The 22,845-nt window shown below is 61.9% G+C and carries 21 protein-coding genes; 5 read left to right on the top strand and 16 right to left on the bottom strand.

Annotated elements, in window-relative coordinates:
• Positions 1 to 95 precede the first annotated feature (95 nt).
• The 5 genes from IGW03_RS11485 to IGW03_RS11465 form a co-directional block, all read right to left on the bottom strand.
• On the bottom strand, positions 96 to 761 hold the full coding sequence (locus tag IGW03_RS11485) for a hypothetical protein (RefSeq protein ID WP_194722697.1): 666 nt from the start codon (positions 759 to 761) through the stop codon (positions 96 to 98).
• A gap of 73 nt (positions 762 to 834) precedes the next feature.
• Entirely contained in the window at positions 835 to 2,022 is a 1,188-nt protein-coding gene (locus tag IGW03_RS11480; RefSeq protein ID WP_194722786.1) for a trans-sulfuration enzyme family protein, read from the bottom strand.
• 23 nt (positions 2,023 to 2,045) lie between these two features.
• Entirely contained in the window at positions 2,046 to 3,422 is a 1,377-nt protein-coding gene (locus IGW03_RS11475; RefSeq protein WP_194722696.1) for a pyridoxal-phosphate dependent enzyme, read from the bottom strand.
• 285 nt (positions 3,423 to 3,707) lie between these two features.
• Positions 3,708 to 4,727 (bottom strand): XdhC family protein, encoded by a 1,020-nt coding sequence (locus IGW03_RS11470; protein WP_194722695.1) that lies wholly within the window; start codon positions 4,725 to 4,727, stop codon positions 3,708 to 3,710.
• Positions 4,728 to 4,899: 172 nt separating this feature from the next.
• Positions 4,900 to 5,625, bottom strand: coding sequence for a TetR/AcrR family transcriptional regulator (locus IGW03_RS11465; protein ID WP_194722694.1), 726 nt, complete (start codon positions 5,623 to 5,625; stop codon positions 4,900 to 4,902).
• Positions 5,626 to 5,865: 240 nt separating this feature from the next.
• Between IGW03_RS11465 and IGW03_RS11460 the strand changes: the two genes are divergently transcribed.
• From IGW03_RS11460 to IGW03_RS11440, 5 genes are all read left to right on the top strand, one after another.
• A complete protein-coding gene (locus IGW03_RS11460; protein ID WP_194722693.1) occupies positions 5,866 to 6,738 on the top strand; it encodes a fumarylacetoacetate hydrolase family protein in 873 nt (290 codons plus the stop codon).
• Between the two features lie 43 nt (positions 6,739 to 6,781).
• Entirely contained in the window at positions 6,782 to 7,840 is a 1,059-nt protein-coding gene (gene gtdA, locus IGW03_RS11455; protein ID WP_194722692.1) for a gentisate 1,2-dioxygenase, read from the top strand.
• A 90-nt stretch (positions 7,841 to 7,930) separates the two neighbouring features.
• Positions 7,931 to 9,136, top strand: a complete 1,206-nt coding sequence (locus tag IGW03_RS11450) for an FAD-dependent oxidoreductase (protein ID WP_194722691.1) — start codon at positions 7,931 to 7,933, stop codon at positions 9,134 to 9,136.
• 77 nt (positions 9,137 to 9,213) lie between these two features.
• Positions 9,214 to 10,206 (top strand): Bug family tripartite tricarboxylate transporter substrate binding protein, encoded by a 993-nt coding sequence (locus tag IGW03_RS11445; RefSeq protein WP_194722690.1) that lies wholly within the window; start codon positions 9,214 to 9,216, stop codon positions 10,204 to 10,206.
• A gap of 59 nt (positions 10,207 to 10,265) precedes the next feature.
• Positions 10,266 to 10,439 (top strand): hypothetical protein, encoded by a 174-nt coding sequence (locus tag IGW03_RS11440; RefSeq protein WP_194722689.1) that lies wholly within the window; start codon positions 10,266 to 10,268, stop codon positions 10,437 to 10,439.
• Between the two features lie 59 nt (positions 10,440 to 10,498).
• Here IGW03_RS11440 and IGW03_RS11435 read toward each other — a convergent pair whose 3' ends face one another.
• The 11 genes from IGW03_RS11435 to IGW03_RS11385 all read right to left on the bottom strand — a co-directional run bounded on the left by IGW03_RS11435 (position 10,499) and on the right by IGW03_RS11385 (position 22,791).
• The gene (locus tag IGW03_RS11435) at positions 10,499 to 12,190 is read right to left on the bottom strand and encodes a methyl-accepting chemotaxis protein (protein WP_194722688.1); all 1,692 of its coding nucleotides are present in this window, start codon (positions 12,188 to 12,190) and stop codon (positions 10,499 to 10,501) included.
• A gap of 524 nt (positions 12,191 to 12,714) precedes the next feature.
• A complete protein-coding gene (locus IGW03_RS11430; RefSeq protein ID WP_194722687.1) occupies positions 12,715 to 13,692 on the bottom strand; it encodes a Bug family tripartite tricarboxylate transporter substrate binding protein in 978 nt (325 codons plus the stop codon).
• A 42-nt stretch (positions 13,693 to 13,734) separates the two neighbouring features.
• The gene (locus IGW03_RS11425; RefSeq protein WP_194722686.1) at positions 13,735 to 14,460 is read right to left on the bottom strand and encodes an enoyl-CoA hydratase/isomerase family protein; all 726 of its coding nucleotides are present in this window, start codon (positions 14,458 to 14,460) and stop codon (positions 13,735 to 13,737) included.
• Positions 14,450 to 16,798, bottom strand: coding sequence for a xanthine dehydrogenase family protein molybdopterin-binding subunit (locus IGW03_RS11420; protein WP_194722685.1), 2,349 nt, complete (start codon positions 16,796 to 16,798; stop codon positions 14,450 to 14,452). The genes IGW03_RS11425 and IGW03_RS11420 overlap by 11 nt, the downstream gene beginning before the upstream one ends.
• Entirely contained in the window at positions 16,795 to 17,301 is a 507-nt protein-coding gene (locus IGW03_RS11415; protein WP_194722684.1) for a (2Fe-2S)-binding protein, read from the bottom strand. Before IGW03_RS11415 ends, IGW03_RS11420 begins: the two co-directional genes overlap by 4 nt.
• Before the next feature lie 67 nt (positions 17,302 to 17,368).
• Positions 17,369 to 17,821 carry an SRPBCC family protein gene (locus IGW03_RS11410; RefSeq protein ID WP_194722785.1) on the bottom strand — a complete coding sequence of 151 codons (453 nt, stop codon included), beginning with the start codon at positions 17,819 to 17,821 and terminating at the stop codon, positions 17,369 to 17,371.
• Between the two features lie 227 nt (positions 17,822 to 18,048).
• Positions 18,049 to 18,852: an FAD binding domain-containing protein gene (locus tag IGW03_RS11405; protein WP_194722683.1), complete on the bottom strand. Its 804-nt coding sequence runs from the start codon at positions 18,850 to 18,852 to the stop codon at positions 18,049 to 18,051.
• 57 nt (positions 18,853 to 18,909) lie between these two features.
• The gene (locus IGW03_RS11400) at positions 18,910 to 19,674 is read right to left on the bottom strand and encodes an alpha/beta fold hydrolase (protein WP_194722682.1); all 765 of its coding nucleotides are present in this window, start codon (positions 19,672 to 19,674) and stop codon (positions 18,910 to 18,912) included.
• A gap of 22 nt (positions 19,675 to 19,696) precedes the next feature.
• A complete protein-coding gene (fahA, locus tag IGW03_RS11395) occupies positions 19,697 to 21,028 on the bottom strand; it encodes a fumarylacetoacetase (protein ID WP_194722681.1) in 1,332 nt (443 codons plus the stop codon).
• Between the two features lie 3 nt (positions 21,029 to 21,031).
• A complete protein-coding gene (locus IGW03_RS11390; protein WP_194722680.1) occupies positions 21,032 to 21,553 on the bottom strand; it encodes a VOC family protein in 522 nt (173 codons plus the stop codon).
• 50 nt (positions 21,554 to 21,603) lie between these two features.
• The gene (locus IGW03_RS11385) at positions 21,604 to 22,791 is read right to left on the bottom strand and encodes an FAD-dependent monooxygenase (protein WP_194722679.1); all 1,188 of its coding nucleotides are present in this window, start codon (positions 22,789 to 22,791) and stop codon (positions 21,604 to 21,606) included.
• Positions 22,792 to 22,845 lie beyond the last annotated feature (54 nt).

Raw genomic sequence — 22,845 nt, 5'->3', positions numbered from 1 at the left:
CGTCATGCGTCCGTCAAGGCCGGATATAGATAGTGTTGACGGATTTGAATCGCCGGCCCGGGCGCCGGCGAGGATATTTTGCTCAGTTGTCTTGCCTAGTTGCCTTCTTTTTGCTCGACGCTCTGCTCATGCACGACAGGCGAAACCGCAGTGGCCGAGGCTTCGGTCTCGAGCGTTTCCGCTCCCGGCATATCGCTTTCCAAGGCAGTAGCGGCAAAGCCGGTCTTGACGGCGGGTGCGCTTTCGGCAGGCGCTATGCCGTGCTCGAGCATTTCATGCTGGTCCACATGACCCGAGCCGATGGTGACTTCCTGTCCATTGTCTTGCAAAAATGCGGTAATCCTGTCCAGGAACACCTGCTTGTCGGAGCGGTCGTCCATTTCGTCATCGCCTCGCATGCCGAACAGGTCTTCCGCATCCTCCGGGCTCACGTTGAACAGGTGCGCCATCGCGAGTTCGAACCGGCTGGTGAAGCGGCCTTCGATCTGCCAGAACGCCTCGATGCCGTAGGCTTCCCGGTTCTCCACGAGCGGCCAGACGATGTCGATATACGCCGGGCACAGGGAGAGCCAGATATCCGGCGTCAGAACCAGACCGTCCCAGTTGGACGGCTCCAGGTAGCGGCCGCCGCTGACCCCGATGCTGGTCATGTCGGGCGCAATGCTGACCTGCTCGATGTCCAGCGTGATCTGCTGGTCGGGAATGCCGCCTATCACGGCGTAGGCTTCGCCCAGGCGTTCGAAGTAGGGTCCAGTGCTCATGTCAATTGCCTTTCCATAAATTGTGCAGATTGTACATGCTGTTGCCCGCACCGCCGCATCCGCTGCATGGCCCCTATATTGCGGCAAGCGCGTTCGCCAGGTCCCGGCGCAAGTCCTCCGCATCTTCGATCCCTACCGACAGCCGGATCAGCGCGTCGCTGATGCCGAGCCGCGCACGCTGCGCGTCGGGAATGGTCGCATGCGTCATGATCGCCGGATGCTCGATCAGGCTCTCCACGCCGCCCAGGCTTTCGGCAAGCGCAAAGACTTCGCAGCGCTCGAGAAAACGGCGCGCGCCGGCGAGATCGGTCTTCAGCTCGATGGAAATGATGCCGCCGTAGCCGTCCATCTGCCTGCGTGCAAGCGCATGCTGCGGATGCGAGGCCAGCCCCGGGTAATAAACGCGCGACACCCTGGGTTGCTCCTCCAGCCATGACGCAAGCTCCATCGCATTCTGGCAGTGGCGCTCCATGCGCAGCGCCAGCGTCTTCACGCCGCGAAGCGCCAGAAAGCTGTCGAACGGCCCGGCGATCGCCCCGACGGAATTCTGGAGGAAGGCAAGCTGTTCCCGCCATGCCGCCTGGTGCGCCTCGCCGCCGACGACCGCGATGCCGCCGATGATGTCGGAATGGCCGTTGAGATACTTGGTCGTCGAATGGACGACGATGTCGAAGCCAAATTCAAGCGGACGCTGCACGCGCGGGCTCGCGAATGTGTTGTCGGCGACGGCAATGATGCCGCGCTCGCGGCAGATGCTGCCGATGGCCTGCAGGTCGGCGAGCTTCAGCATCGGATTGGTCGGCGTTTCCACCCATACCATGCGCGTATCCGGACGCAGGGCGGCCAGCAGGTTTTCAGGATTGGTGAAGTCGACATAGCTGAACTGCAATCCGGCGCTGCGCTTGCGCACCCGCTCGAACAGGCGGTAGCTGCCGCCGTACATGTCGTCGCCGGCGATGATGTGCGATCCGGCATCGGCGATTTCCAGCACGGTCGCGATCGCCGCGAGCCCCGACGCGAAAGCGAATCCCTGCACTCCGCCTTCGAGATCGGCCACGCAGCGCTCCAGCGCCCAGCGCGTCGGATTGTGCGAACGTCCGTAATCCAGCCCCTTGTGCACGCCGGGACTCTGCTGGACGAAGGTCGAGGTCGCATAGATCGGCGGCATGATGGCCCCGGTCGATGGATCGGGCGACTGTCCGGCATGGATGACCCGGGTGGCGAAGCGCGCCCGGGATTGATCTTGCGCTTGATCCTGCATTTGATCCTGCGTAGTGGTCTTGGTCACGATAGCGTCCTGCGCAAGTGGTTGAGAAGGTCGGAGCGGGTGATGAGGCCATAGAAGCGGGCCTCGTCGGCAATGATGGCGGTCAGGCCGCGGTCCAGCGTTGACCGCAGCTGTTCCAGGCTGCCGCCGGGATGCAGCGTCTCGAGCTGGCTGGTCATGGTATCGCCGACAGGGCTGCGGAACAGGTTCGCATCGGCAGCCACCTTCAGCACCAGGTCCGACTCGTCGATGATGCCGACCACCTTGCCGTCATGAATGACCGGCACCTGCGATATCTGCGCAGCGCGCATGCGATTGAACGCCGTCATCAGCGTATCCGTTATGTCCACGGTAATCACGCCGCCCTCGTCGAATCGCTGGCCGATCAGGTCGCGCAGATCGCCATAGGATTTCCGCTTCAGCAGGCCCTGGTCGAACATCCACTTGTCGTTGTAGAGCTTGGAGAGATAGCGGGTGCCGGTGTCGCATACGAAGGTCACCACGCGCTTGGGCTCGGTCTGTTCGCGGCAGTAGCGCAAGGCCGCGGCGAGCAGCGTGCCGGTGGATGAACCGGCGAGTATGCCCTCGGCGCGCACCAGTTCGCGTGCCGCGCCGAAACTCTCCTCGTCGCTGATGGTGTAGGCCCGCCTGACCGTGGACAGGTCGGCGATCGCCGGAATGAAATCCTCGCCGATGCCTTCCACCGCCCACGAACCGCTGGTGTCGGCCACCCTGCCTGTAGCGACGTATTCCGCCAGCACCGATCCTTTCGGGTCCGCCAGTACGAATTCCACATCCTGCTTCCTGCTGCGGAAGAATCGCGTCATTCCGGTGATCGTGCCGGCCGAGCCGACACCGCAGACGATGGCGTCCACCCGGTGCTGCATCTGCTCCCAGATTTCCGGCGCGGTCGTCAGTTCATGCGCACGCGGATTGTTCGGGTTGTTGAACTGGTCGGTGAAGAAGGCGCCGGGTATTTCCTGCGCCAGTCTCGCGGCATAGTCTTGATAGTATTCGGGATGGCCCTTGCCGACATCGGAGCGGGTGACGTGCACTTCCGCCCCCATGGCCTTGAGGTGCAATATTTTCTCTGTCGACATCTTGTCGGGCACCACCAGCACGATCCGGTAACCCTTGGCGGAGGCAACCAGCGCCAGGCCGAGGCCGGTGTTTCCCGCGGTTGCTTCCAGCACGGTGCCGCCCGGCTTCAGGAGGCCTTCGCGCTCCGCCGCTTCGATCATGCCCAGGCCGATGCGGTCCTTGATGGAGCCGCCGGGGTTTTGGGATTCGAGTTTGAGGAACAGCCGGCATGGGCCGGTATCCAGACGGGTCACCGGTATCAGCGGGGTATTGCCGATCAGCGATAGTACGGCAGGAACTGCGCTCGCTTCCATGTCAACTCCTTGTATGAGTCGTGCCCGCGCGAATGAAATCGGCTTCGATCCATATCGACTGTTGCGGGTGGCGGGTAAGCGGGAAACTGCGTCGGGTAAAACGCAGGCCCGTTCGTAAGCTTACTCGTAAATGCGAGACTCGGTACGGCGTGCCCGGCGGCGTTGCGGAGGAGGATTGTTCTTGAAGCTTGATATCTTGGACAGGATGGTAAAGTCTTTGCAAGCGGCAAAAACACCGAGGATTATTGCCATATCGAAACCATACCTGGAAAGCATCGCCCCATGTCAGACGGCACAGCTGCTGCCGGTGGCCTGCACAGCTGCACTGTCTTTGGCGTCCTGCACACGCATGTCCGACGGTATCGCCACGCCATTCTTCACCGCAGTCAGTTCGGCCAGAATCGAGACGGCGATTTCTGCGGGCGTCTTGCTGCCGATGTACAGGCCGATAGGGCCGTGCAGTTTTTCCAGCTGCTCATCGGTCAGGTCGAACAGCTTGAGCCTTTCCCTGCGTTTGGCATTGTTTACGCGCGAACCGATGGCGCCCACATAGAAAGCCGGCGAACGAAGCGCTTCCATGATCGCCAGGTCGTCGAGCTTGGGATCATGGGTCAGTGCGACCACTGCACTGCGGGCATCGAGGCCCATGTCGATCACGAGATCGTCGGGCATCGCATGCACGACGCTCACGCCCGGCACCTGCCAGCCGGCACGGTATTCTTCCCGCGGATCGCAGACGGTGACGTGGTAATCCATGCCCGCCGCAATCGTGGCAAGAAAGGCCGACAGCTGCCCCGCCCCGATGATGATCAGGCGCCAGCGCGGGCCGTGTATTGTGGTGATGGCCTCGTCGGTCACGCGCAGCTGCATGTCGGGAGAAGCCGGCGTCAGCACCGCTTCGCCGCTGGCCAGATCGATGGTGCGCATCACCAGCTGGCGCTGCTGCAGCTGGGCCAGCAGTTCCCGGATGCGGCTGTGCGCGGCCAGCGGTTCGATGAGAAGCTGGATGGTGCCGCCGCAGGGCAATCCGAAGCGGTGCGCCTCATCGGCGGTAATGCCGTAGGTGACGAGCTCGGGCCTGGTTCTGGTGATGCCCTCGCTGCGCACGCGTGCGATCAAATCGTCTTCGATGCAGCCGCCCGATACCGAGCCGATCACCTCGCCGTCTTCGGACATGGCCATGATGGCGCCTTCGGGACGCGGGCTGGAACCCCAGGTCTTGATGACGGTGACGAGTTCGCACTGCTTGCCGGCGGCGAACCAGGCCGCGGCCTGGTTGAGGACTTCGTAATCGATGCTGTACATGCTTGCCTATGTCGTCTTTCTCGTCTTTCCATTGTCGCCGACCGTCGATGCGAGCGGAGCTGGCCGCTGCCGCAGTGTGCCGGCGAACCGAATGTAAACCAGCCTCTTCAGGAAAAGAAGCAATAATATTGAATCAGGTGATTTGAATTCCCGAACAATCCGGTGCGCGAATTCATGCGCCTCGCCCTTTACCGGTCTTTTCCGTCTTTGCCGCCTCCGGCACCTTGATGCCGCGAATCGCCAGCGCCAGCAGTTCACGCAGCCGGGCAATGCCGGCATCGACCCTGGGATCGGCCTGGTTGAGCCAGCGCCGCACTTCGGTCAGGTAAATGGTCATAAACAGCGAAGCGATCAGTGAGGATTCCACATCGTCGGCGATGTTTCCTGCAGCCTGCTGGCGACCGATGATATCTGCGAGAAGTTTTTCTATCTTCGGACGACGGGCATAGAAGCGCGCCGTTTCAGGCCCCTGCTCGCCCTTGATGCCCAGGAAGTCGAAGGTCTCCTGCACCGCCGGCCGCGCCAGCGCCGGCTCGCTCGCCCAGTAAGCGTAGCGGGCAGTGAAAAACGCGGTGAGCTGGTCGATCAGCGGCGAGTCCAAATCAACTGTGGCGGCGCTCGACGCATTGATCTCGTCGAGGTCGTCGTTGATGATCATCATCAGGAGTTCGCGCTTCTCCTTGGCGTAGTTGAACAGAGTGCCGATGCCGACATCGGCCTGCGCGGCGATCTCTCTCGTCGTCGCGGCATCGTAACCCTTGCTGATGAAGACGGCGCGCGCCGCGGCCTTGATTCGCCTTCTCTTGTCGAGCTTGCTGCGCTCGCGCAACCCCAGCTGGGACTGCGACGCGTCTTCCGCATCAAGGGCGTCCGCCATGGCTTGTTCTCGTTTTGACATGTTGTTCTGCAGCGATGTTGACTGAAGTCCTGGAAAGCAATGATACCCGTTCGGTGCCCGACGCTCTTTCATTCAGGCCCGGTCGCAGGATCCTCCCGGGTTTCTTGCGCGGCGCCAATATCCGATCAAAACAGGTTGACTGATCAAAAAGTCGCACACTAAAATAGAGCACGCTCATTTTTGTAGTTCGCTCATTTTATTTCAGCACTCGCGACAATTGCAACATAACAAGGAGATGTAATGCGTATCTGCCGTTTCAACGAAAACCGCCTCGGCGTGGTCGAGCAGGACAAGGTTTATGACGTAAGCGCGGTGCTCGACGCCCTGCCGGCGCTGAAATGGCCTGTCGCTCCCGGCGATCTGCTGATCGAGCGCCTGCCGATGCTGCAGGAGGCCATCCTGGCAGCGAAAAAAGACGCCAGGACTTTCGCGCTGCAGGAAGTCAAGCTGCTGTCGCCGGTGGCAACGCCCTCCAAGATCATCGCCGCCCCGCTCAATTACAAACTGCATGTGGAAGAATCGGCAGCCGATGCGCAGATCCACAACAACGTGCACAACCCCGGCTACGAAGGCTTCGCCAGCCCGGTCGCAAAATTCGGTGTCTTCCTGAAAAACGCCACCGGCCTCGTCGGCCCGTCGGAGGGAGTCGTCATCAATTTCCCCGGCCGCCGCAACGATCACGAAGTGGAACTGGCAGTGGTCATCGGCAAGAAGTGCAAGAACGTCAAGGCCGCCGATGCCAGAAGCGTGATTGCCGGCTACTGCATCGGGCTCGACATGACGGTGCGCGGCACCGAAGACCGCAGCTACCGCAAATCGGCCGACACCTATTCGGTCCTCGGCCCTTACCTGGTCACTGCCGACGAGGTTCCGAACCCGGGCGAGCTTGCCTTCTCGATTCACGTCAACGGCGAGGTGCGCCAGAACGCCAATACGCGCGACCTGATCACCGGCATCGACGAGCTGATCGAAGTGGCCTCAAACGTCTATACCCTCTATCCGGGCGACGTGATCATGACCGGCACGCCTGAAGGCGTGGCATCGATCCAGCCGGGCGATGTGATGACAGCCAGGATCGAACAGATCGGCGAGATGGAAGTACGCATCCGCTGAACCGCGCGGACGACGGAGAGAAACGAAGGAGACAGGTGCATTCATGCTGAATGAAAAACAACTATCCCCGGAAGTGCGCGCCGAGCGCGAGCGCTTCTACGAAAAGATCGGCCGCGACGATTACGCACCTCTATGGGAACAACTGCATAACCTGGTCACGAAGGTGCCGACGTCGGATTGCCGCACCGCGCACTGGGAATATGCGAAGGCACGCGCCTATCTCGACGAGGCAGGCGAACTCATCACCGCAAAGGAAGCCGAGCGGCGCGTGCTGATCCTGGAAAATCCCGGCATGCGCGGCAAGGCTGCGATCACGCCGGCGCTGTATGCCGGCCTGCAGATGATCCTGCCCGGCGAGGTCGCGCCGGCGCACCGGCATACGCAATCGGCGCTGCGGCTCATCCTGGAAGGCGACGGCGCCTTTACCACCGTGGACGGCGAGCAGTCGCTGATGAAGCGCGGCGACTTCATCATCACGCCGTCATGGACCTGGCACGATCACGGCAATCATACCGGGCAGCCGATGGTCTGGCTGGACGGCCTCGACGTACCGATGGTGGCAATGCTCGATGCCAGCTTCGCCGAGTCCGGCACCACCGAAGCGCAAGCCTTCCTGCGCCCGTCCGGCGACAGCTCCCTGCGCTATGGGAACAACATGGCCCCGATCGACTGGCAGCCTCCGGCAAACAAGGCATCGCCCCTGTTCAGCTATTCCTATGCGAATGCCGGCGCATCGCTTGCCGCGATGGCAGCTTCCGGAAAGCCCGACGCCTGCCACGGCCACAAGCTGCGCTATCTGAATCCGCTCACCGGCGGCTCCGCGATGCCGACCATCGGCGCCTATATCCAGCAGCTTCCCGCCGGGTTTGCGAGTGCGCCATACCGCTGCTCCGCAGGCACCATCTTCGCGGTCATCGAGGGCGGCGTGACGGTGACCACGCAGGACAAGACCTTCAACGCCGGCCCGAACGATGTGTTCGTCATTCCAAGCTGGGTCGCGCATGAATTCCGCGTCAAGGAGAACACGGTGCTGTTCAGCTTCTCCGACCGCCCGGTGCAGGAAGCGCTCGGCCTGTGGCGCGAGCAGCGTGACGCGCGCTAGAGCGTCTTCCGGAACTGGCCATGCATCTGCAGCGACATTCAAGACATCAATTGCGGATGCACCACGTTTCGCATTCAATTCGATAAATATATGGAACAGAAACCGATAGTGATTTCAGGCGGCGGTCCGGTGGGACTGGTCGCTGCCCTCGCCCTGGCGGAAAAAGGCGTTCCGGTCGTGCTTCTCGAATGCGCGACGGAAATTCCGCACGACCTGCGCGCAGGCACCTTCCATCCGCCGACCGTAGAAATGCTCGACCGTCTGTCAATCGGGTCCGAACTCCTGGCGCAAGGCATCAAGGTGCCGGAGTGGCAGATTCGCGACCGCCGCACCGGCGTCGTCGCGCAGTTCGATCTCGGCATGATCGCCGACCAGACACCATATCCATTCCGCCTGCATTGCGAACAGCACAAGCTGTCGGAAATTGCCTTCAGGGCCTTGTCGCGTTATTCGAATGCCCGGGTGCTGTTCGGACACCGGTGCACCGGCTTCACCCAGGATGCCGACGGCGTCACCGTCAAGGTCGCGTCCGACGGCGGCGACATGGAAATCCGCGGCAGCTACCTGATCGGTGCCGACGGCGCACGCAGCATCGTGCGCAAGACGCTTGACGTCGAGTTCGAGGGTTTTACCTGGCCGGAGCGCTTCCTGGTTTTCGCGACCACCTATGACCTGCGCGAGCAGGGCTTCACCGGCAATGCATATATTGCGGATCCGGATGAATGGTGCGCCATCTTCGTTCAGCCGCACGAAGGTCCTCCCGGCATCTACCGGATTGCGTTTCCCATCAAGCCGGAAATGGACGAGGAAGAGGTGTTGTCGGAGCGCTATGTGCAAAGCCGCATCCAGGGCTTTCTCTCGCCGGACATGGAGTACGACATCCCTTACAAGAGCGTGTACCGCGTGCACCAGCGCGTCGCCAAGACCTTCCGCGTCGGTCGGGTGATGCTGGCCGGCGACGCCGCGCACGTCAACAATCCGCTCGGCGGCATGGGGCTCAACAGCGGCATTCATGATGCAATGAATCTCGTGGACAAGCTGCTCGCGGTGCTCGAGGGCAGGAGCGACGACGGCCTGCTCGATCTCTACGACCGGCAGCGCCGCCTGACCAATATCGAATACGTGCAAGCCATCACGATCCGCAACAAGAAGCTGCTTGAAGAGCGCGATCCCGGCGTTCGCGCGCAGCGCCTGGATGAAATGCGTCAGACGGCCGCCAACCCTGAGAAGCACCGCGCCTTCCTGCTGAACTCATCAATGATCAACAGCGTGCGCCGGGCGGCGGAGATCAGCTGACCACTGAACCGCCGAACGAAAGGCGGCAGGAACTGCGATTCAAGTTCAAACTTCATAAAGACAGCGAGGAGACACTCATGGACCATCCCTTCAACCCGAAACGCCGCACGCTGCTTGCAGCCGCGGGCGGCAGCCTGCTGCTGGGCGCCGCACTGCCCGGCCTCGCACAAACAGCCAGCGGCAGCGGCCCGATCAAGATAGTCGTTCCCTTCAGCCCCGGCACCACGCCCGACCTGATGGCGCGCCTGCTCGATCCCAGACTTTCACAGCGCCTCGGCAGGCCGGTCATCGTCGACAACAAGCCCGGCGCTTCCGGCATTCTCGGCATGGATGCCGTGGCCAAGGCCGCACCCGACGGGCAGACGCTGATGATCGGCACTTCGACAGCGCTGACCATCCCTTATTTCTACAAGAAGGTGCCCTTCGACGTCATTCAGAGCTTTCAGCCGATCACCATGATCGGCCGCACGAATTTCGCCCTCGTCGCTCATCCCTCCCTGCCCGTGGCCAATGCGAAGGAGCTGATCGCCTACCTGAAGAAGAATCCCGGCAAGCTGACCTACGGCTCGCCCGGCAAGGGAACGTTCCACCATCTGGTCATGGAACAGCTGGCGTCGCAGACCGGCACGACGATCACGCATGTGCCTTACAAGGGATCGGCGGGCGTGTTCACCGATCTGGTCGGCGGACATGTCAATCTCGCCATCATGCCGCTGCACGTCGCCGCGCCGCTGGAAGCCTCGGGCAAGCTCAAAATCATCGGTGCCACGCGGGCCGAGCGCGACCGCTCCTATCCGAAGATCGCAACGCTGCAGGAAGGCGGTATCACTCCGTTCAACAACGACGCCTGGTATGCGGTCTGGGGGCCGAAAGGCATGCCGAAGGACATGGTGGCCAGCTATGCTGCGGCATTGCATGAAGCGCTGGGCAATGAGGAAGTCAAGTCCAAGCTGGACCAGCAGGGCGTCAGCGTCACGCCGGGCACGCCGGAAGATCTGACCAGGATTTCCCATGCCGAGTATGAGCACTGGGGGCGCGTCATCAAGGCGGCGAATATCCAGCCCGAATAGCCTGCTCTGGCAAAGGCAAGGCCCGCCGCGCACATCGATGCTTCCGAGCCGGCCCTGACGTGCAAGCCGAAACGCCCTTTATTGCCGCCCATGCAATGAAGGGCGTTTTCATGTTCAAGCGATTCGCGCTCGATAGCTGTTCTAACCTGCACAGCCAAGTCAAACTTGACCGAGGCAAGCTAAAAAATACATCAACGCTGTTCAGACGGCTGAAAAGCAAGGCCGGCACCTGAAACAGGGGCCGGCCTTGCTTTTCTTTCAGTCTGCTGCCAGCCCTGCCGGCTTTGCGAAGTTAAAACTCTTCCCAATCATTGCCTGAGCGGGTCAATGCGGCCGCATGTCGCTTTGCCGGAACTTGCGGTGTCGCATGACGCTTGTGCCCGTTCTGCACAACGCCGGCATTCCTTGCGAACGCCGGCATTGCTTCGCTATGCGCGTGGTCGGTCTTGAACACGGAAACCAACTGTGTAAGGTTGGCTGCCTGATCCTGCATCGATTCTGCTGCGGCAGCGGCCTGTTCCACCAGCGCCGCATTCTGCTGCGTGACTTGATCCATCTGGCTGATGGCCCGATTGATTTCCTCGATGCCGGTGCTCTGTTCCTGACTGGCCGACGTGATCTCGTTGATGATGTCGCTCACGCGCTTGACGCTGACGACCACTTCTTCCATCGTCACGCCGGCCTGATCGACCAGCGCGCTGCCCGCCTCCACTTTTCCGACCGAATCGTCAATCAGCGTCTTGATTTCCTTGGCCGCTGCTGCGGAGCGCTGGGCAAGAGTGCGCACCTCGGATGCGACTACCGCAAAGCCGCGCCCCTGTTCGCCGGCACGGGCAGCCTCGACAGCGGCATTGAGCGCGAGGATATTGGTCTGGAAGGCGATGCCGTCGATGACGCTGATGATATCGACAATCTTGCGCGATGATTCGTTGATGGAGGCCATCGTGTCAATCACCTGGGACACCACCTGGCCGCCCTTGCCCGCCACGTCGGATGCGGACGTCGCCAGTTGATTGGCCTGCCGCGCGTTATCGGCGTTTTGCCTGACGGTCGAGGTCAGTTCTTCCATCGACGACGCGGTTTCCTCCAGCGAGCTCGCTTGCTCCTCGGTGCGTGACGAGAGATCCTGGTTGCCGCTGGCGATTTCTGCCGAAGCCGTCGAAATGGCGCGGGTACCGGTCTGCACCTTGGTGACGATGCCCTGGAGGCTGGAGTTCATGGTCTGCAGTGCTCGCAGCAATTGACCGATCTCGTCCCTTGCAGACGTATCGATCCTGCTCGTCAAGTCACCGTCGGCCACCTTTGTGGCCACGTCAACGGCGTAGTTGAGCGGCCTGGTGATGCTGCGCGCAATGATGAAGGAGCACACCGCGCCGAAAGCGACGATCAGCACGGTCAGCAGCGCCATCAGATTGGAGCCGCGGTCCGCGGCTTCCTCGACCTCAATGGCCTTGGTGTCGATACTCTTGCGTTGATGGGCAACCAGGTCCTTGAGCAGATTTTCATATTCGAGGGAATAGGGCAAATACTCCTGTTCGAGAATGCGCGTCGATTCGGCCGCATTGCCCTCCGCCTTGGCTTTGGTAGCGGCATCGCGAGATTTGCCATACTTCTTCCGCACCTCACCGATCTTGTCGTACAGGGCGCGTTCTTCCTCGCTGGTCAGCAAGGCTTCGAATGCCTTCTGGATTTCATTCGAACTCTTCGTGGTTGCCTGAATGTCATCCTTGAAAAAGGCGACCAGCGAATCATCGCTGCTCTTGACAATGGCACTGGTTCGACGGATTGCACCGAAGGTGTTGCGATACCACTCGCTTGCCATCCGCTCCTTGGCGAGCGGTTTCTCCATCATTTGCTCCGTGGATTTCTTCACCCCGCGAAGTTCCAGTATGCCGGCGATCGTGGAAATGATGGAAAAGGCAAGAATAATGGCAAAGCCGACCGCCAGGCGCGTGCCGATGCGGGAATTGTGCAGGAAGTTCATGGAGTGTTATTTGTCTCAAGGGTCGGCGACAGCAACCTGGCGATGTGCAGTTCAGCCAGGCGATTGCCATAGGATTCATTTTGTATTGATGTCAAAGCATCGGCTTTACGGCAATGGTCATTATTGATATAGGCGTGCTTGGCGAGCAAGCAGGTAAAGCCGGATGTATCTCTAATGCAACAAAATGATAAGGGGGGGTGCGACTTGGACTGCGGTGCCTGTTAGGCGCCTGCGAGGGTGAGTCTCGCGGCGACGCGGATGGATTTGGAAACCGGCGGGGGTCGTTTTCGAGCAGCGGATTTCCTGCTTGAGAGAAGGATCGTTCCTATTGCGGACAGCAGACAATGCTGTCCTCAACAGTCAACCGAAGAAAATCCACTTTTATTGGGCGGATGATGTTACGGCTTGCGGCAGGTGCGGCATGAATCTGAAAATCCTCATCCCGCTCTTCATGCCCACTGCAATTCACGCCGGATGACCGAGAGTCAATCGCAGTGACTCAGGCACCCGGCGCAAGCACGCGCTTATTCGGCAACGATGCCGGCACGCTTGATGATCTGTCCCCACTTCTCGGTATCGGACACGACTGCCTTGGCAAGGTCGGCGGAAGTCCCAAGCCAGGGTTCCACGCCGATGGAACGCAAGGACTCGCTGAGACCCTTGTCGGCTACCACTTCCCGCACGTGCCTTTCCAGCAGTTTGGTGATTTCCGGCGGCGTCTTGGCCGGCACGAATATGCCGAACCATCCGATCAGGTCATATCCCGGGAGACCGGCTTCGGACATGGTCGGCACATCCTTGAGCGCCGAGACGCGAGTGGCGTTGGTGACCGCCAGGCCTTTCACGCGGCCGCCCTTGATCTGCGGAATCGCGAGCGACGCATCGGCCATCACGAAGTCGATCCGGCCGCCGATCAGGTCGGTGACCGCCGGCGGCACGCCCTTGTAGGGCACGTTCAGCACGTCGATGCCGGCCAGATGCGTGTACAGCGCGCCCGCGACCTGGCCGGTCGCGTTGCCGGTGCCGTAGCTGTACTTGGTGGGATCCTTCTTCAGCAGCGCGGTCAATTCCGCCAACGTCTTGACAGGCAGTTTTTCTGGATTGACCAGCACCACGAAACCGAGCGTCGCCACCGGCGCCACCGGCGCAAAATCCTTGATCGGATCGAAAGGCAGCTTCTTGAACAAATGCACGTTGGCGACCGGCGCGGAATTCGGCGTGAAGAGAATCGAATAGCCGTCGGGCGCCGAAGTCGCCACGTTTTGCGCGGCGATATTGCCTAGTGCGCCGGGCTTGTTGTCGACATAGACGGTCTGGCCCAAGGCTTTTTCCATGCGCTGCGCCACCTGGCGCGCCACGTTGTCGATGCCGCTGCCTGCCGGGTAGCCCAGCACCATGCGGATCGGTTTGTTCGGATAGTTCTGTGCCGAAGCCGTGCCGGCAAATGCCAGCACGGAAAATGCCTGCGCCAGCAATGCGGCTTTGATCAGCGTGCGTCTCATTGCTTATCTCCTGTGAATCGTTGTTTGTTGATTGCGCCGTTTTCAGAAACGTGCCGACAGCGCGGTCGCCGCGAGATTTGCCGCGAAGCTGCTGGCTGCCTGGCCCGACATTTCCGGAGCAAGGCGAAGATACTGTTTCACCGCACGCAGGCTGACCGCGCTGTTGGTCAGCATGGTGGCGATCAGTTTCTCGGCTTCGGCTTCAAGCTCGGCCGCAGGCAGCACCTTCTTGATCATTCCCGCCTGAAAAGCTTCCGCAGCCGTCAGCGATTCACGGCTGAACACCAGATAACCCAGCGTCTTGACCGGCACGCGGTCGATCAGCGCCGTCATCACCAGCGTGGGAGGGATATCGCGCTCCATTTCAGGAATCGAGTACGTCGCATCGTCGGCGCTCAGCGTGATATCGCACACGCAGGCAAGGCCGCATCCGGCGCCGGCCGCCTTGCCGAGTACCACCGCCACCACGGGAACCGGGGCATTCTTGATTGCGTCGTACAGCGCCAGCGGCGGCGCGGCGACCACCTTGCGTATGGTTTCCGCCGAGGGCTTCGGGCCGAGCGTCGGAATGGGCGAATCCCTGCCGCCGCAGAAGTCGGCGCCGGCGCCGGACAGGCGCACTACCTTGACCGACTCGTCGATTGCGTCCAGCGCGGCGATGATGGCGTCGCCCATCTCCGCGGACAGGGAATTGCCCTTCTCCGGCCGGTTGAGCACGATATCCAGCAGATCGCCTTCACGGCGGATGATGACCTGATCAGACTGCATTGGCTTGTCCTTCATGTTGTTGGATGTAGTTCCAGATCACGGCCGGCGTGGCCGGCATCGGTATCTCGTCGTTGCCGATGTCGCGCAGCGCATCGGCCAGCGCATTGAAGATGGTTGCGGTGGCGGGCGTGATACCGCTCTCCCCGCCGCCCTTCACGCGCAGCGGATTGCCGCTGGTCGGGTCTTCCGAGAATTCCAGATTCAGCGGCGGCACGGCGCCCGCCCGCGGCACGCCGTAATCCATGTACGATCCGGACAGCACCTGGCCGCTGCTGCGCTCGATGAAATAGCCTTCGAGGAATGCCTGTCCGATTCCCTGTGCCAGGCCGCCATGCACCTGCCCTTCGAGGATCAGCGGGTTGATCGGCTGCCCGACATCGTCGATCTGCGTATAGTTGAGGAGTGCGGTGTCGCCGGTTTCGGGATCGATCTCCAGTTCGCAGACGGCGCATCCGGTCGGATGGGCCGGCATCCGACCGTTGAATTCCGCGTCCGCCTGGAACACGCGTTCCTTGTCGTCCGCCGCACCGCGCTGCCGGATGTCGGCGGCAATCTCGAACAGGCTGACGAAGCGCCGCGTGCCGTCGTCGCGGAAGCCGCCGTCGGCGAAGGCCAGGTTCTCGGGAGAAGCGTCGAGCATGCGGGCCGCAACCACCCTTCCCGCTGCGATCAGCTTTTCGGACGCCTGCACCAGCAGAGTACCGGCCAGGCGCATGCTGCGGTCCGAGTGGGAGCCGCCGCCGAGCTTGACGAAAGCGGTGTCCCCGGTGCGCAGGCGAACCGATTCGATCGGCACGCCGAGCTGCGCAACGACGACCTGGGCGAAGGTGGTGGCATGGCCCTGCCCCTGCGTCTGCGTGCCGGAAACGATGTCAACGATGCCTTCCGGCAGGATGCTCAACTCGATACGCTCGCGCGGCGCGCCGACCGGCGCTTCCACGTAATTGGCCAGACCGATGCCGCGCAGCTTGCCCCTTGCGCGCGATGCTGCGCGCCGCGTTTCGAAATCGGCCCAGCCGGCAAGCTCCAGCGCACGGTTCATGTTCCCTTCGAAATCGCCGCTGTCGTAGTTCAATCCCATCGGACTGCGATAAGGAAGCTGGCTGCGCTTGACCAGATTGCGCCTGCGGATTTCAAGACGGTCGATGTCCAGTTCGCGCGCGGCGATATCGAGCATGCGTTCCATCATGTGATGCGCTTCCGGGCGTCCGGCGCCCCGGTAGGGTCCGGTGGGCACGGTATTGGTGAGCACGCCGCTGATATGCACCGCCGCCACCGGCACGTCGTAGACCGTGGTCATCACGCGGGTGCCGTTGGCCATCGGCACATACGACACCGTATGCGCGCCGACGTTGCCGATCCATTCATTGTCGATGGCCAGGATGCGGCCGTCCTTGTCGAAGGCGATGGCAGCGCGGGTGATCTGGTCGCGTCCCTGGTAGTCGGAGAGGAAGGCTTCGCTGCGGTCGCCGGTCCATTTCACCGGGCGTCCGACATGACGGGCACCCCAGACCACGGCCAGCTGTTCCACATTGAGCATGCTGCGCGGACCGAAGCCGCCGCCCACATCCGGGCAGACCACGCGCACCTTTGCCTCCGGTACCCGCAGCGCGCCGACCAGGCAAGCCTTCTGCCGATGCGCGCCCTGGCTGCCGGAGATGAGCGTATAGCTGTCTTCCTTTTCATCGTACAGACCGATGGCCGCGCGCGGCTCCATCTGGCAATTGACGATGCGGCTGTTGCGGAACTCGCGGCGCACCACATGGGCCGCTTCCCGGAAAATCCGCTGCGCCGCTTCCTTGTCGCCGAGCTGGGTCTGGAAGCACAGGTTCTTCGGCGCGTTTTCCCAAAGCTCCGGCGCATTGTCCTTCATCGCATCGTCGGCGGCCACCACGGCTTCGAGCACTTCGTAGTCGACTTCGATCAGTTCAATTGCATCCCGCGCTTCCAGTGCAGTAGCGGCGATGACCATCGCGACCGGCTCGCCGACATGGCGAACCTTGTCCACCGGCAGCGGCAGGTGAAGCTGGTTGAAGACCGATCCTGTCAGGGAACTGGGGAACGCCGGCTGTGTATGGACGATCGCATCGGCGGGATTGGGCACATGCTGGATGCCCTGGAAGCCGGCGTCGAGATACTCCTGGCCGGTCAGTACCGCCAGCACGCCGGGTGCCTCGCGCGCAGCGTCGGTATTGATGGCGCAAAGAATCGCATGCGCATGAGGCGAGCGCAGGAAAGCGGCGTAGACCTGGCCGTCGACATTGAAGTCGTCCGTGTAGCGGCCGTTGCCGGTGACCAGGCGCCGGTCCTCGAGGCGCGGCAGTGGCTGGCCGATCATGCTGCCTCCTTCGCGGGCACATGCTTCGGCAGGTCCGGGTACATCCGGTAGGCGGCATGCCGCACCGCCTCGATGATGTTGACATAGCCGGTGCAGCGGCAGATGTTGCCCTCGAGCGCGGTATGGATGGTGTCGTCGTCCAGCGATGCCGGACGCTCCCTGAGGAAGTATTCGATCGCCATCACCATGCCCGGCGTGCAGAAGCCGCACTGCAGGCCGTGGCATTGGATGAAGGCTTCCTGCACCGGATGCAGGGCATCGCCGCTCGCCAGCCCTTCGACCGTCGTCACTTCGCCGCCGCTCACCTGCGCTGCGAGCACGGTGCAGGATTTCACCGCCGTGCCGTTGAGATTGACAGTGCATGCACCGCACTGCGTTGTGTCGCAGCCGACATGCGTGCCGGTGAGTCCGCACTTCTGGCGCAGAAATTCAACCAGCAGCGTGCGGTCTTCGACTTCCTCGGCCCGACGTTCGCCGTTGACCTGAAATTCAACTCTTACCATTTCTTACTCGTCCTGACTTGCCCGGGAGGGCATTGCGCGTTAAGCGTGTATTACGCGTGTCCTGGCTTCATGCCTTGGCCAGCGCACTGACATTGGCATTGAAACGCTTGAAGAATTCATCGGCAAGCTTGTTGGCCACCGATGACACCAGGCGCGACCCGATCTGGGCCAGCTTGCCGCCGACTTCGGCGGTGGAGACATACGTCAGCTCGGTGCCGCCGTCGACATCGGACAGCCGCACCTCTGCATTCATCTTGCCGAAACCGGCGATGCCGCCTTCACCCTGGCCCGCGATCCGGTAACCGACCGCTTCGACGCGGTCCGACAAAACAAGGTTGCCCTTGAACTTGGCCTTGACCGGACCGACCGATGCCACCACGACGGCGAGATATTCGTCATCGCTCTTGGCGGTGAAGGATTCGCATCCCGGCACGCAAGCCTGCAGAATCGCAGGGTCGTTCAGGCATTTCCAGACCACGTCGCGCGGCGCTTCGATTGTTTGGGTTCCCTTGAATTCCATCATGTCTCCTAAGTCGAATTTATTCCCCTCTCCCGCGGGCGGGAGAGGGGTTAGGGGTGAGGGGGACAGCCAAGTGCTCTTTCGGGACAGACAAGTGCTCTTTCGGTCTTGACGATTCCCCTCATCCCCGGCCCTTCTCCCGCCTGCGGGAGAAGGGTGCGCTTTAACTGCTTAGATAAGTGTGCTGCGCGTCCAATGCCTGGATAAAACCATGCGAGCCGTGCGAATCACCCACCGTTTGTCAATTCCGCCACCGCGCGGCGGGCATGCACCTTCACCAGGTTGGCCCGGTAAGGCGCGGGCGCATGGATGTCGTCGAGCAGCATCGAATCATCCAGCGGCACGTCTCTTAACGACTCAATGCCGAAGCTCCGCGCCAGCGCCTCTTCGGCTTCCGTCCAGCGGAACACCGACGATCCCGCACCGGTGACTGCTACCCTGACCGCACCGCCGAAACGCGCCACGAACACGCCTGCGACCGCATAGCCGGACGCCGCATGCGCATACTTCAGATAGGCAGCCGCATCGGGCCGCTTGAATTCGATGGCGGTGACGAGTTCCGTTTCCCGCAGCGCGGTTTCGAACATGCCGACGAAAAAGTCATCGGCAGGTATCCGCCGCTCGCTGGTCACGACCGTTGCATCCAGTCCCAGCGCGCTTGCCGGATAATCGGCGGCCGGATCGTTGTTGGCCACCGACCCGCCGATGGTGCCGCGGTTGCGCACCTGCGGATCGGCGATCAGGCCCGCCAGGCGGGACAGTGCAGGGATCGTTTGCGCCACGGTTTCCGACGATGCCACCACCGCATGCGGCGTGGCCGCGCCGATGCGCAGGATGTCGCCGTCGACGGTGATGCCTTTCATCTCGGGTATCCAGGTCAGGTCGACCAGATGCGAGGGCGCAGCCAGGCGCTGCTTGAGCGTCGGTACCAGCGTCATGCCTCCGGACAGCGGCTTGGCGCCTTCATGGTCTTTCAGGAAGGCCACGGCTTCATCGATGGAAGCCGGGCGAAAATAGGAAAAGGCGTACACGTTGTCTCCACTTGCCGCGCCAGGTCATGCAGGCAGGCGCCATGGCGCCGTCCCGCATCAGGACTGGCGCAAAAATTCCTGTATCGCTGCGGCCAGGGCCAGCGGCACTTCGAACATCGGATAATGGCCTGAATTCGCCAGAGTTTCCATGGACGAATTCGGATACCAGGACAGCCAGGTGCGCTGCATCAGATCCGTATTCAGCGTCGGATCGTATTCGCCGACCAACACCTTCACCGGCGTCTCGTTCCCTTGCACCAGCTCGGAAAAATCCACCGTCGCCCACTGCTTGAGATATGCGCCGAAAGCGGCCGGCGTCGAACTCTCCATCGAACGCTGCGCCACTTGACGTACCCAGGTCGCAGGAAGCCGGCTGCCGGTGGAAAAGTTGATGATGAATTCGCGCTTTGCCTGCTCCGTCACGGCGCTCTCGAACATCGCCAGCCGCTGCGCATCCATGCGCGCGCTGCAAGCCGGCACTGCAGTTACCGCCACCATCTTCTCGACACGCCCGCCTGCGACAAGCATCAGCCGCTGTATTGCCACCCCGCCCATCGAATGCCCGATCAGGGAAAAGCGGTCCCATCCGAGATGGTTCACCAGACGCATGGCGTCATTGGCGCTTTCCTCGAAAGTGAATTCGCCGGACAAGTGGCGGGAACGCCCATAGCCGCGATAGTCGAACGAGACGATGGTGAAGAGGTCTGGATCGAAGGCATTCGCCATGACGCTCCAGTCGGCCGCTTCGCCGAACCAGCCGGACATGGCCAGTACTTTCACAGGTCCATTTCCGACCTGCAGATAGCCGTTCAATTCATTCATTGTGTCCCTCTCATCCTGAAGATCATGCCGGCCACGTGCGCGCCGGCTGCACGCGCCCGCGGCATTCGCCGAAACCGATCGCGACCGCGCCCTCGCGGGCCGCCCGGGCGCGGAAGATCATTTCATCGCCGTCTTCAAGCGCGGTGCGGAATTCCCCATTGCCCACCAGCAGCGGATCCTTGCCGGCATTGGTCAGTTCGGTGATGCAGGCACGCGAGATATCGCTTTCCCCCGAAATGGTGCCGCTGCCGATCAGATCCCCCGGTCGCAGATTGCAGCCGTTGCTGGCGTGATGGGTGATCATCTGCCCGAAAGTCCAGTAAAGGTTCTGCAGGTGAGTACGCGTGATGCAGACTGCATCCTGCCCGGCGCTGCGCTGCGTGGCTGTCGAGATCCACGCTTCGAGAGCGATGTCGATGCCGCCTTCGGACTGGTCACGCTTGCCGTTGAGGTGGTCCAGCGGCGGCGGGTCTCCCGCCGGACGCGCGGGCGCCGGCAGGCGGAACGGCAGCAGCGCTTCCTCGGTCACGATCCACGGCGAGATCGATGTGATGAAGCTCTTGCCGAGGAAAGGACCGAGCACCTGTTCCCACCACTGTATGCTCTTGGCCGACCAGTCGTTGAGCAGGCAATAGCCGAAGATATGCTCGCGCGCGCGATCGATCGGGATGGGCTGCGTCAGTTCATTGCCCCGTCCGATGAAGGCTGCGAGTTCGAGTTCGAAGTCCATCATCGGCGCAGGGCCGAAACGCACTTCCCCGTCCGCATCCTTGTACTGGCCGTTAGGACGCACCACCTCGGTCCCGCTGATCCGGATCGACGATGCGCGGCTGTGATAGGCCACCGGCAGCGATTTGAATGCCGGAGGCAGCGGATCCTTCAAGCCCTTGAAACGCCCGTGGCGCTCGGTGTGGTGCAGCGAAGTCAAAAAATCCGTGTAGTCGCCGATGCTGCATGGAACTTCCATGCTGACCGACTTCATGTCGAGCAGGATGGTCTCCGCATGCGCGCGGGCGCCGGACAGCATCGCCGACGGACCATCGCTGCGAAACAGGTCGGACAGCTGGGCGCGCAGTGCCGATGCAAACGGCTTTTCCATTTCCATCAGTTCGTTCAGGCGGCCGCTGGCCGTGGCATGCGCGGCGATGGCGGCATGACCGTCCAGCAGCCCATGGCTCAGCAATGCCTGCAGATCGATGACCTTGTCGCCGAGCGCCACGCCCGCGCGGCGCACGCCGCCTTCGTTGAAAATGCCGAACGGCAGGTTCTGGATCGGAAAGTCGCATTCGGCCTGATTGGCTGACTCCACCCAGGAGCGGCGAGCCGGGTCGTGCGTTGCATTCAATTGGGTCATGTTTCAGTTCTTGTTGTTGCGGGACGCTTTTTCGCGTGTCCACTCGTTGATCTTGGCGTGTGCGGTGTCTTCGTATTCCTTGTGCTGCTCCGCCGTACCGACCGGCACCGTGAATTCCATGCGGAAGCCGTTGGGATCAAAGAAGTAGATCGACCGCACGAAATGGTGGTCGGTCACGCCCACCACTTCCACGCCGGCGTCTTCCAGCCGTCGCTTCATCGCCGCCAGCTCTTCGAGCGATTTCAGCTTCAGCGCAATGTGGTTGACCCAGGACGGCGTATTCTGCGAGGGCTGCGCGGACTGACCGTCGCCGAGGTCGAAGAAGGCGATGTTGGAACCGTCGGCCATTTCAAAGAAGATATGTACATAGGGACAGTACTCGCCGGTGCTCGGCACATGATCGGCCTTGATCACATGCACCAGGCGCATGCCGAGCAGGTCTTCATAAAAGCGGCGTGTTTCCTCCGCATCGCGGCAGCGCCATGCAAAGTGATGCAGGCCTAGAACGCTGGGTATGGTGGACATGTCATTCTCCAGGATGTGATTGACCGGGCATAACGGAATTCAGGCAAGCATCAGATCTCGACGGCATCGACGTCGTAGTTGAACAGCCACTCGTAACGTTCCTTCACCCGCTCTTCGCTGAACTCGCGGTTGACGTACTCGCCGGCGCCCTGCGCGTCGGCCAGCGCCGGATTGTGGAAGCGCTTGGTGTTGGCCGCAGAGCCGATCACCACGCGCGCCGTGCGCTCCTTGCGCGCCGCCTCGTAGCGTTCGAATGCGGTGGAAATCGAATGCGGATACTTCTCCAGCGCCCGCGCCAGGATGTAGCCGTCCTCGATCGCCATGCCGGCGCCCTGGGCTAGGAATGGCAAGGTCGGATGGCAGGCATCGCCGAGCAAGGTCATGTTTCCCTTGGACCAGCGCGGCATCGGATCGCGAACCTTGAGCACCCACTTGAACGGCGTGTCAATCGCCTTGATCATGGTCTGCACGTCCTCATGCCAGCCCTTGAAGTCGTTCAGGCATTCCTCGTGGGTGCCGGCCTCGGACCAGGACTCGACTTCCCAGCGATTGCCCTCGACCGCGCCGACGAAGTTGATCAGTTCGCCGCGGCGCAACGGATACTGGATCACATGCGCGCCCGGGCCGACCCAGTTGGAACCGTAGGGCTCGCGCAGATGCGCAGGCAGCGACGACGCCTGGATCACGCCCCGCCATGCCATGACGCCGGAATAGCGCGGCGCATCGGGCCCGAACATCGCTTCGCGCGTCTTCGAATGCACGCCGTCGGCGCCGATCACGACATCGGATTCGTAGACATCGCCGTTGTGCGCGGTGAGCGTCACGCCGCCGCCATGCTGATCGTGGCCGACGATGCGCACGCCCAGCCTGATGGCATCCGGCTTGAGCCGCATGACGGACTCCGCCAGCACCATGTGCAGGTCGGCGCGGTGCAATGTGAAGTACGGATAGCCGTAGATTTCGCGCGACACGGTGCCCAGGTCGAACAGCGGCCAGATCTGGCCGGTGCTCCACAGCCTGACCCGCTTTCCGACAGGTTCGGAAGCGATCTGCGCCAGCGCCTCGCCGAGGCCTAGGCGGTACAGCACTCCGGTGGCATTCGGCCCGAGCTGGACGCCGGCGCCGATTTCCTTGAGTTCGCTGGCCTGCTCCAGTACGGAGACATCGAATCCTTTTTTAAGCAGGGCGATAGCCGCCGTCAGGCCGCCGAGGCCCGCGCCGATGATGGTGATTTTCATTGTTATGCAGCAGTGAGATGAGTTGACAGAGGGTGCGGGATGCAACGATTAGGC

Source organism: Noviherbaspirillum malthae, from assembly GCF_015352985.1.
Lineage (GTDB): Bacteria > Pseudomonadota > Gammaproteobacteria > Burkholderiales > Burkholderiaceae_D > Noviherbaspirillum > Noviherbaspirillum malthae.
Note: the sequence above shows the minus strand (reverse complement) of the source record. Positions and strands in the feature narration are given on the sequence as shown.

Coding starts and splice junctions, on each gene's coding strand:
- IGW03_RS11485 (WP_194722697.1), bottom strand. CDS start 761: ATGAGCACTGGACCCTACTTCGAACGCCTGGGCGAAGCCTACGCCGTG.
- IGW03_RS11480 (WP_194722786.1), bottom strand. CDS start 2,022: ATGCAGGATCAAGCGCAAGATCAATCCCGGGCGCGCTTCGCCACCCGG.
- IGW03_RS11475 (WP_194722696.1), bottom strand. CDS start 3,422: ATGGAAGCGAGCGCAGTTCCTGCCGTACTATCGCTGATCGGCAATACC.
- IGW03_RS11470 (WP_194722695.1), bottom strand. CDS start 4,727: ATGTACAGCATCGATTACGAAGTCCTCAACCAGGCCGCGGCCTGGTTC.
- IGW03_RS11465 (WP_194722694.1), bottom strand. CDS start 5,625: ATGTCAAAACGAGAACAAGCCATGGCGGACGCCCTTGATGCGGAAGAC.
- IGW03_RS11460 (WP_194722693.1), top strand. CDS start 5,866: ATGCGTATCTGCCGTTTCAACGAAAACCGCCTCGGCGTGGTCGAGCAG.
- gtdA (WP_194722692.1), top strand. CDS start 6,782: ATGCTGAATGAAAAACAACTATCCCCGGAAGTGCGCGCCGAGCGCGAG.
- IGW03_RS11450 (WP_194722691.1), top strand. CDS start 7,931: ATGGAACAGAAACCGATAGTGATTTCAGGCGGCGGTCCGGTGGGACTG.
- IGW03_RS11445 (WP_194722690.1), top strand. CDS start 9,214: ATGGACCATCCCTTCAACCCGAAACGCCGCACGCTGCTTGCAGCCGCG.
- IGW03_RS11435 (WP_194722688.1), bottom strand. CDS start 12,190: ATGAACTTCCTGCACAATTCCCGCATCGGCACGCGCCTGGCGGTCGGC.
- IGW03_RS11430 (WP_194722687.1), bottom strand. CDS start 13,692: ATGAGACGCACGCTGATCAAAGCCGCATTGCTGGCGCAGGCATTTTCC.
- IGW03_RS11425 (WP_194722686.1), bottom strand. CDS start 14,460: ATGCAGTCTGATCAGGTCATCATCCGCCGTGAAGGCGATCTGCTGGAT.
- IGW03_RS11420 (WP_194722685.1), bottom strand. CDS start 16,798: ATGATCGGCCAGCCACTGCCGCGCCTCGAGGACCGGCGCCTGGTCACC.
- IGW03_RS11415 (WP_194722684.1), bottom strand. CDS start 17,301: ATGGTAAGAGTTGAATTTCAGGTCAACGGCGAACGTCGGGCCGAGGAA.
- IGW03_RS11410 (WP_194722785.1), bottom strand. CDS start 17,821: ATGGAATTCAAGGGAACCCAAACAATCGAAGCGCCGCGCGACGTGGTC.
- IGW03_RS11400 (WP_194722682.1), bottom strand. CDS start 19,674: ATGAATGAATTGAACGGCTATCTGCAGGTCGGAAATGGACCTGTGAAA.
- fahA (WP_194722681.1), bottom strand. CDS start 21,028: ATGACCCAATTGAATGCAACGCACGACCCGGCTCGCCGCTCCTGGGTG.
- IGW03_RS11390 (WP_194722680.1), bottom strand. CDS start 21,553: ATGTCCACCATACCCAGCGTTCTAGGCCTGCATCACTTTGCATGGCGC.
- IGW03_RS11385 (WP_194722679.1), bottom strand. CDS start 22,791: ATGAAAATCACCATCATCGGCGCGGGCCTCGGCGGCCTGACGGCGGCT.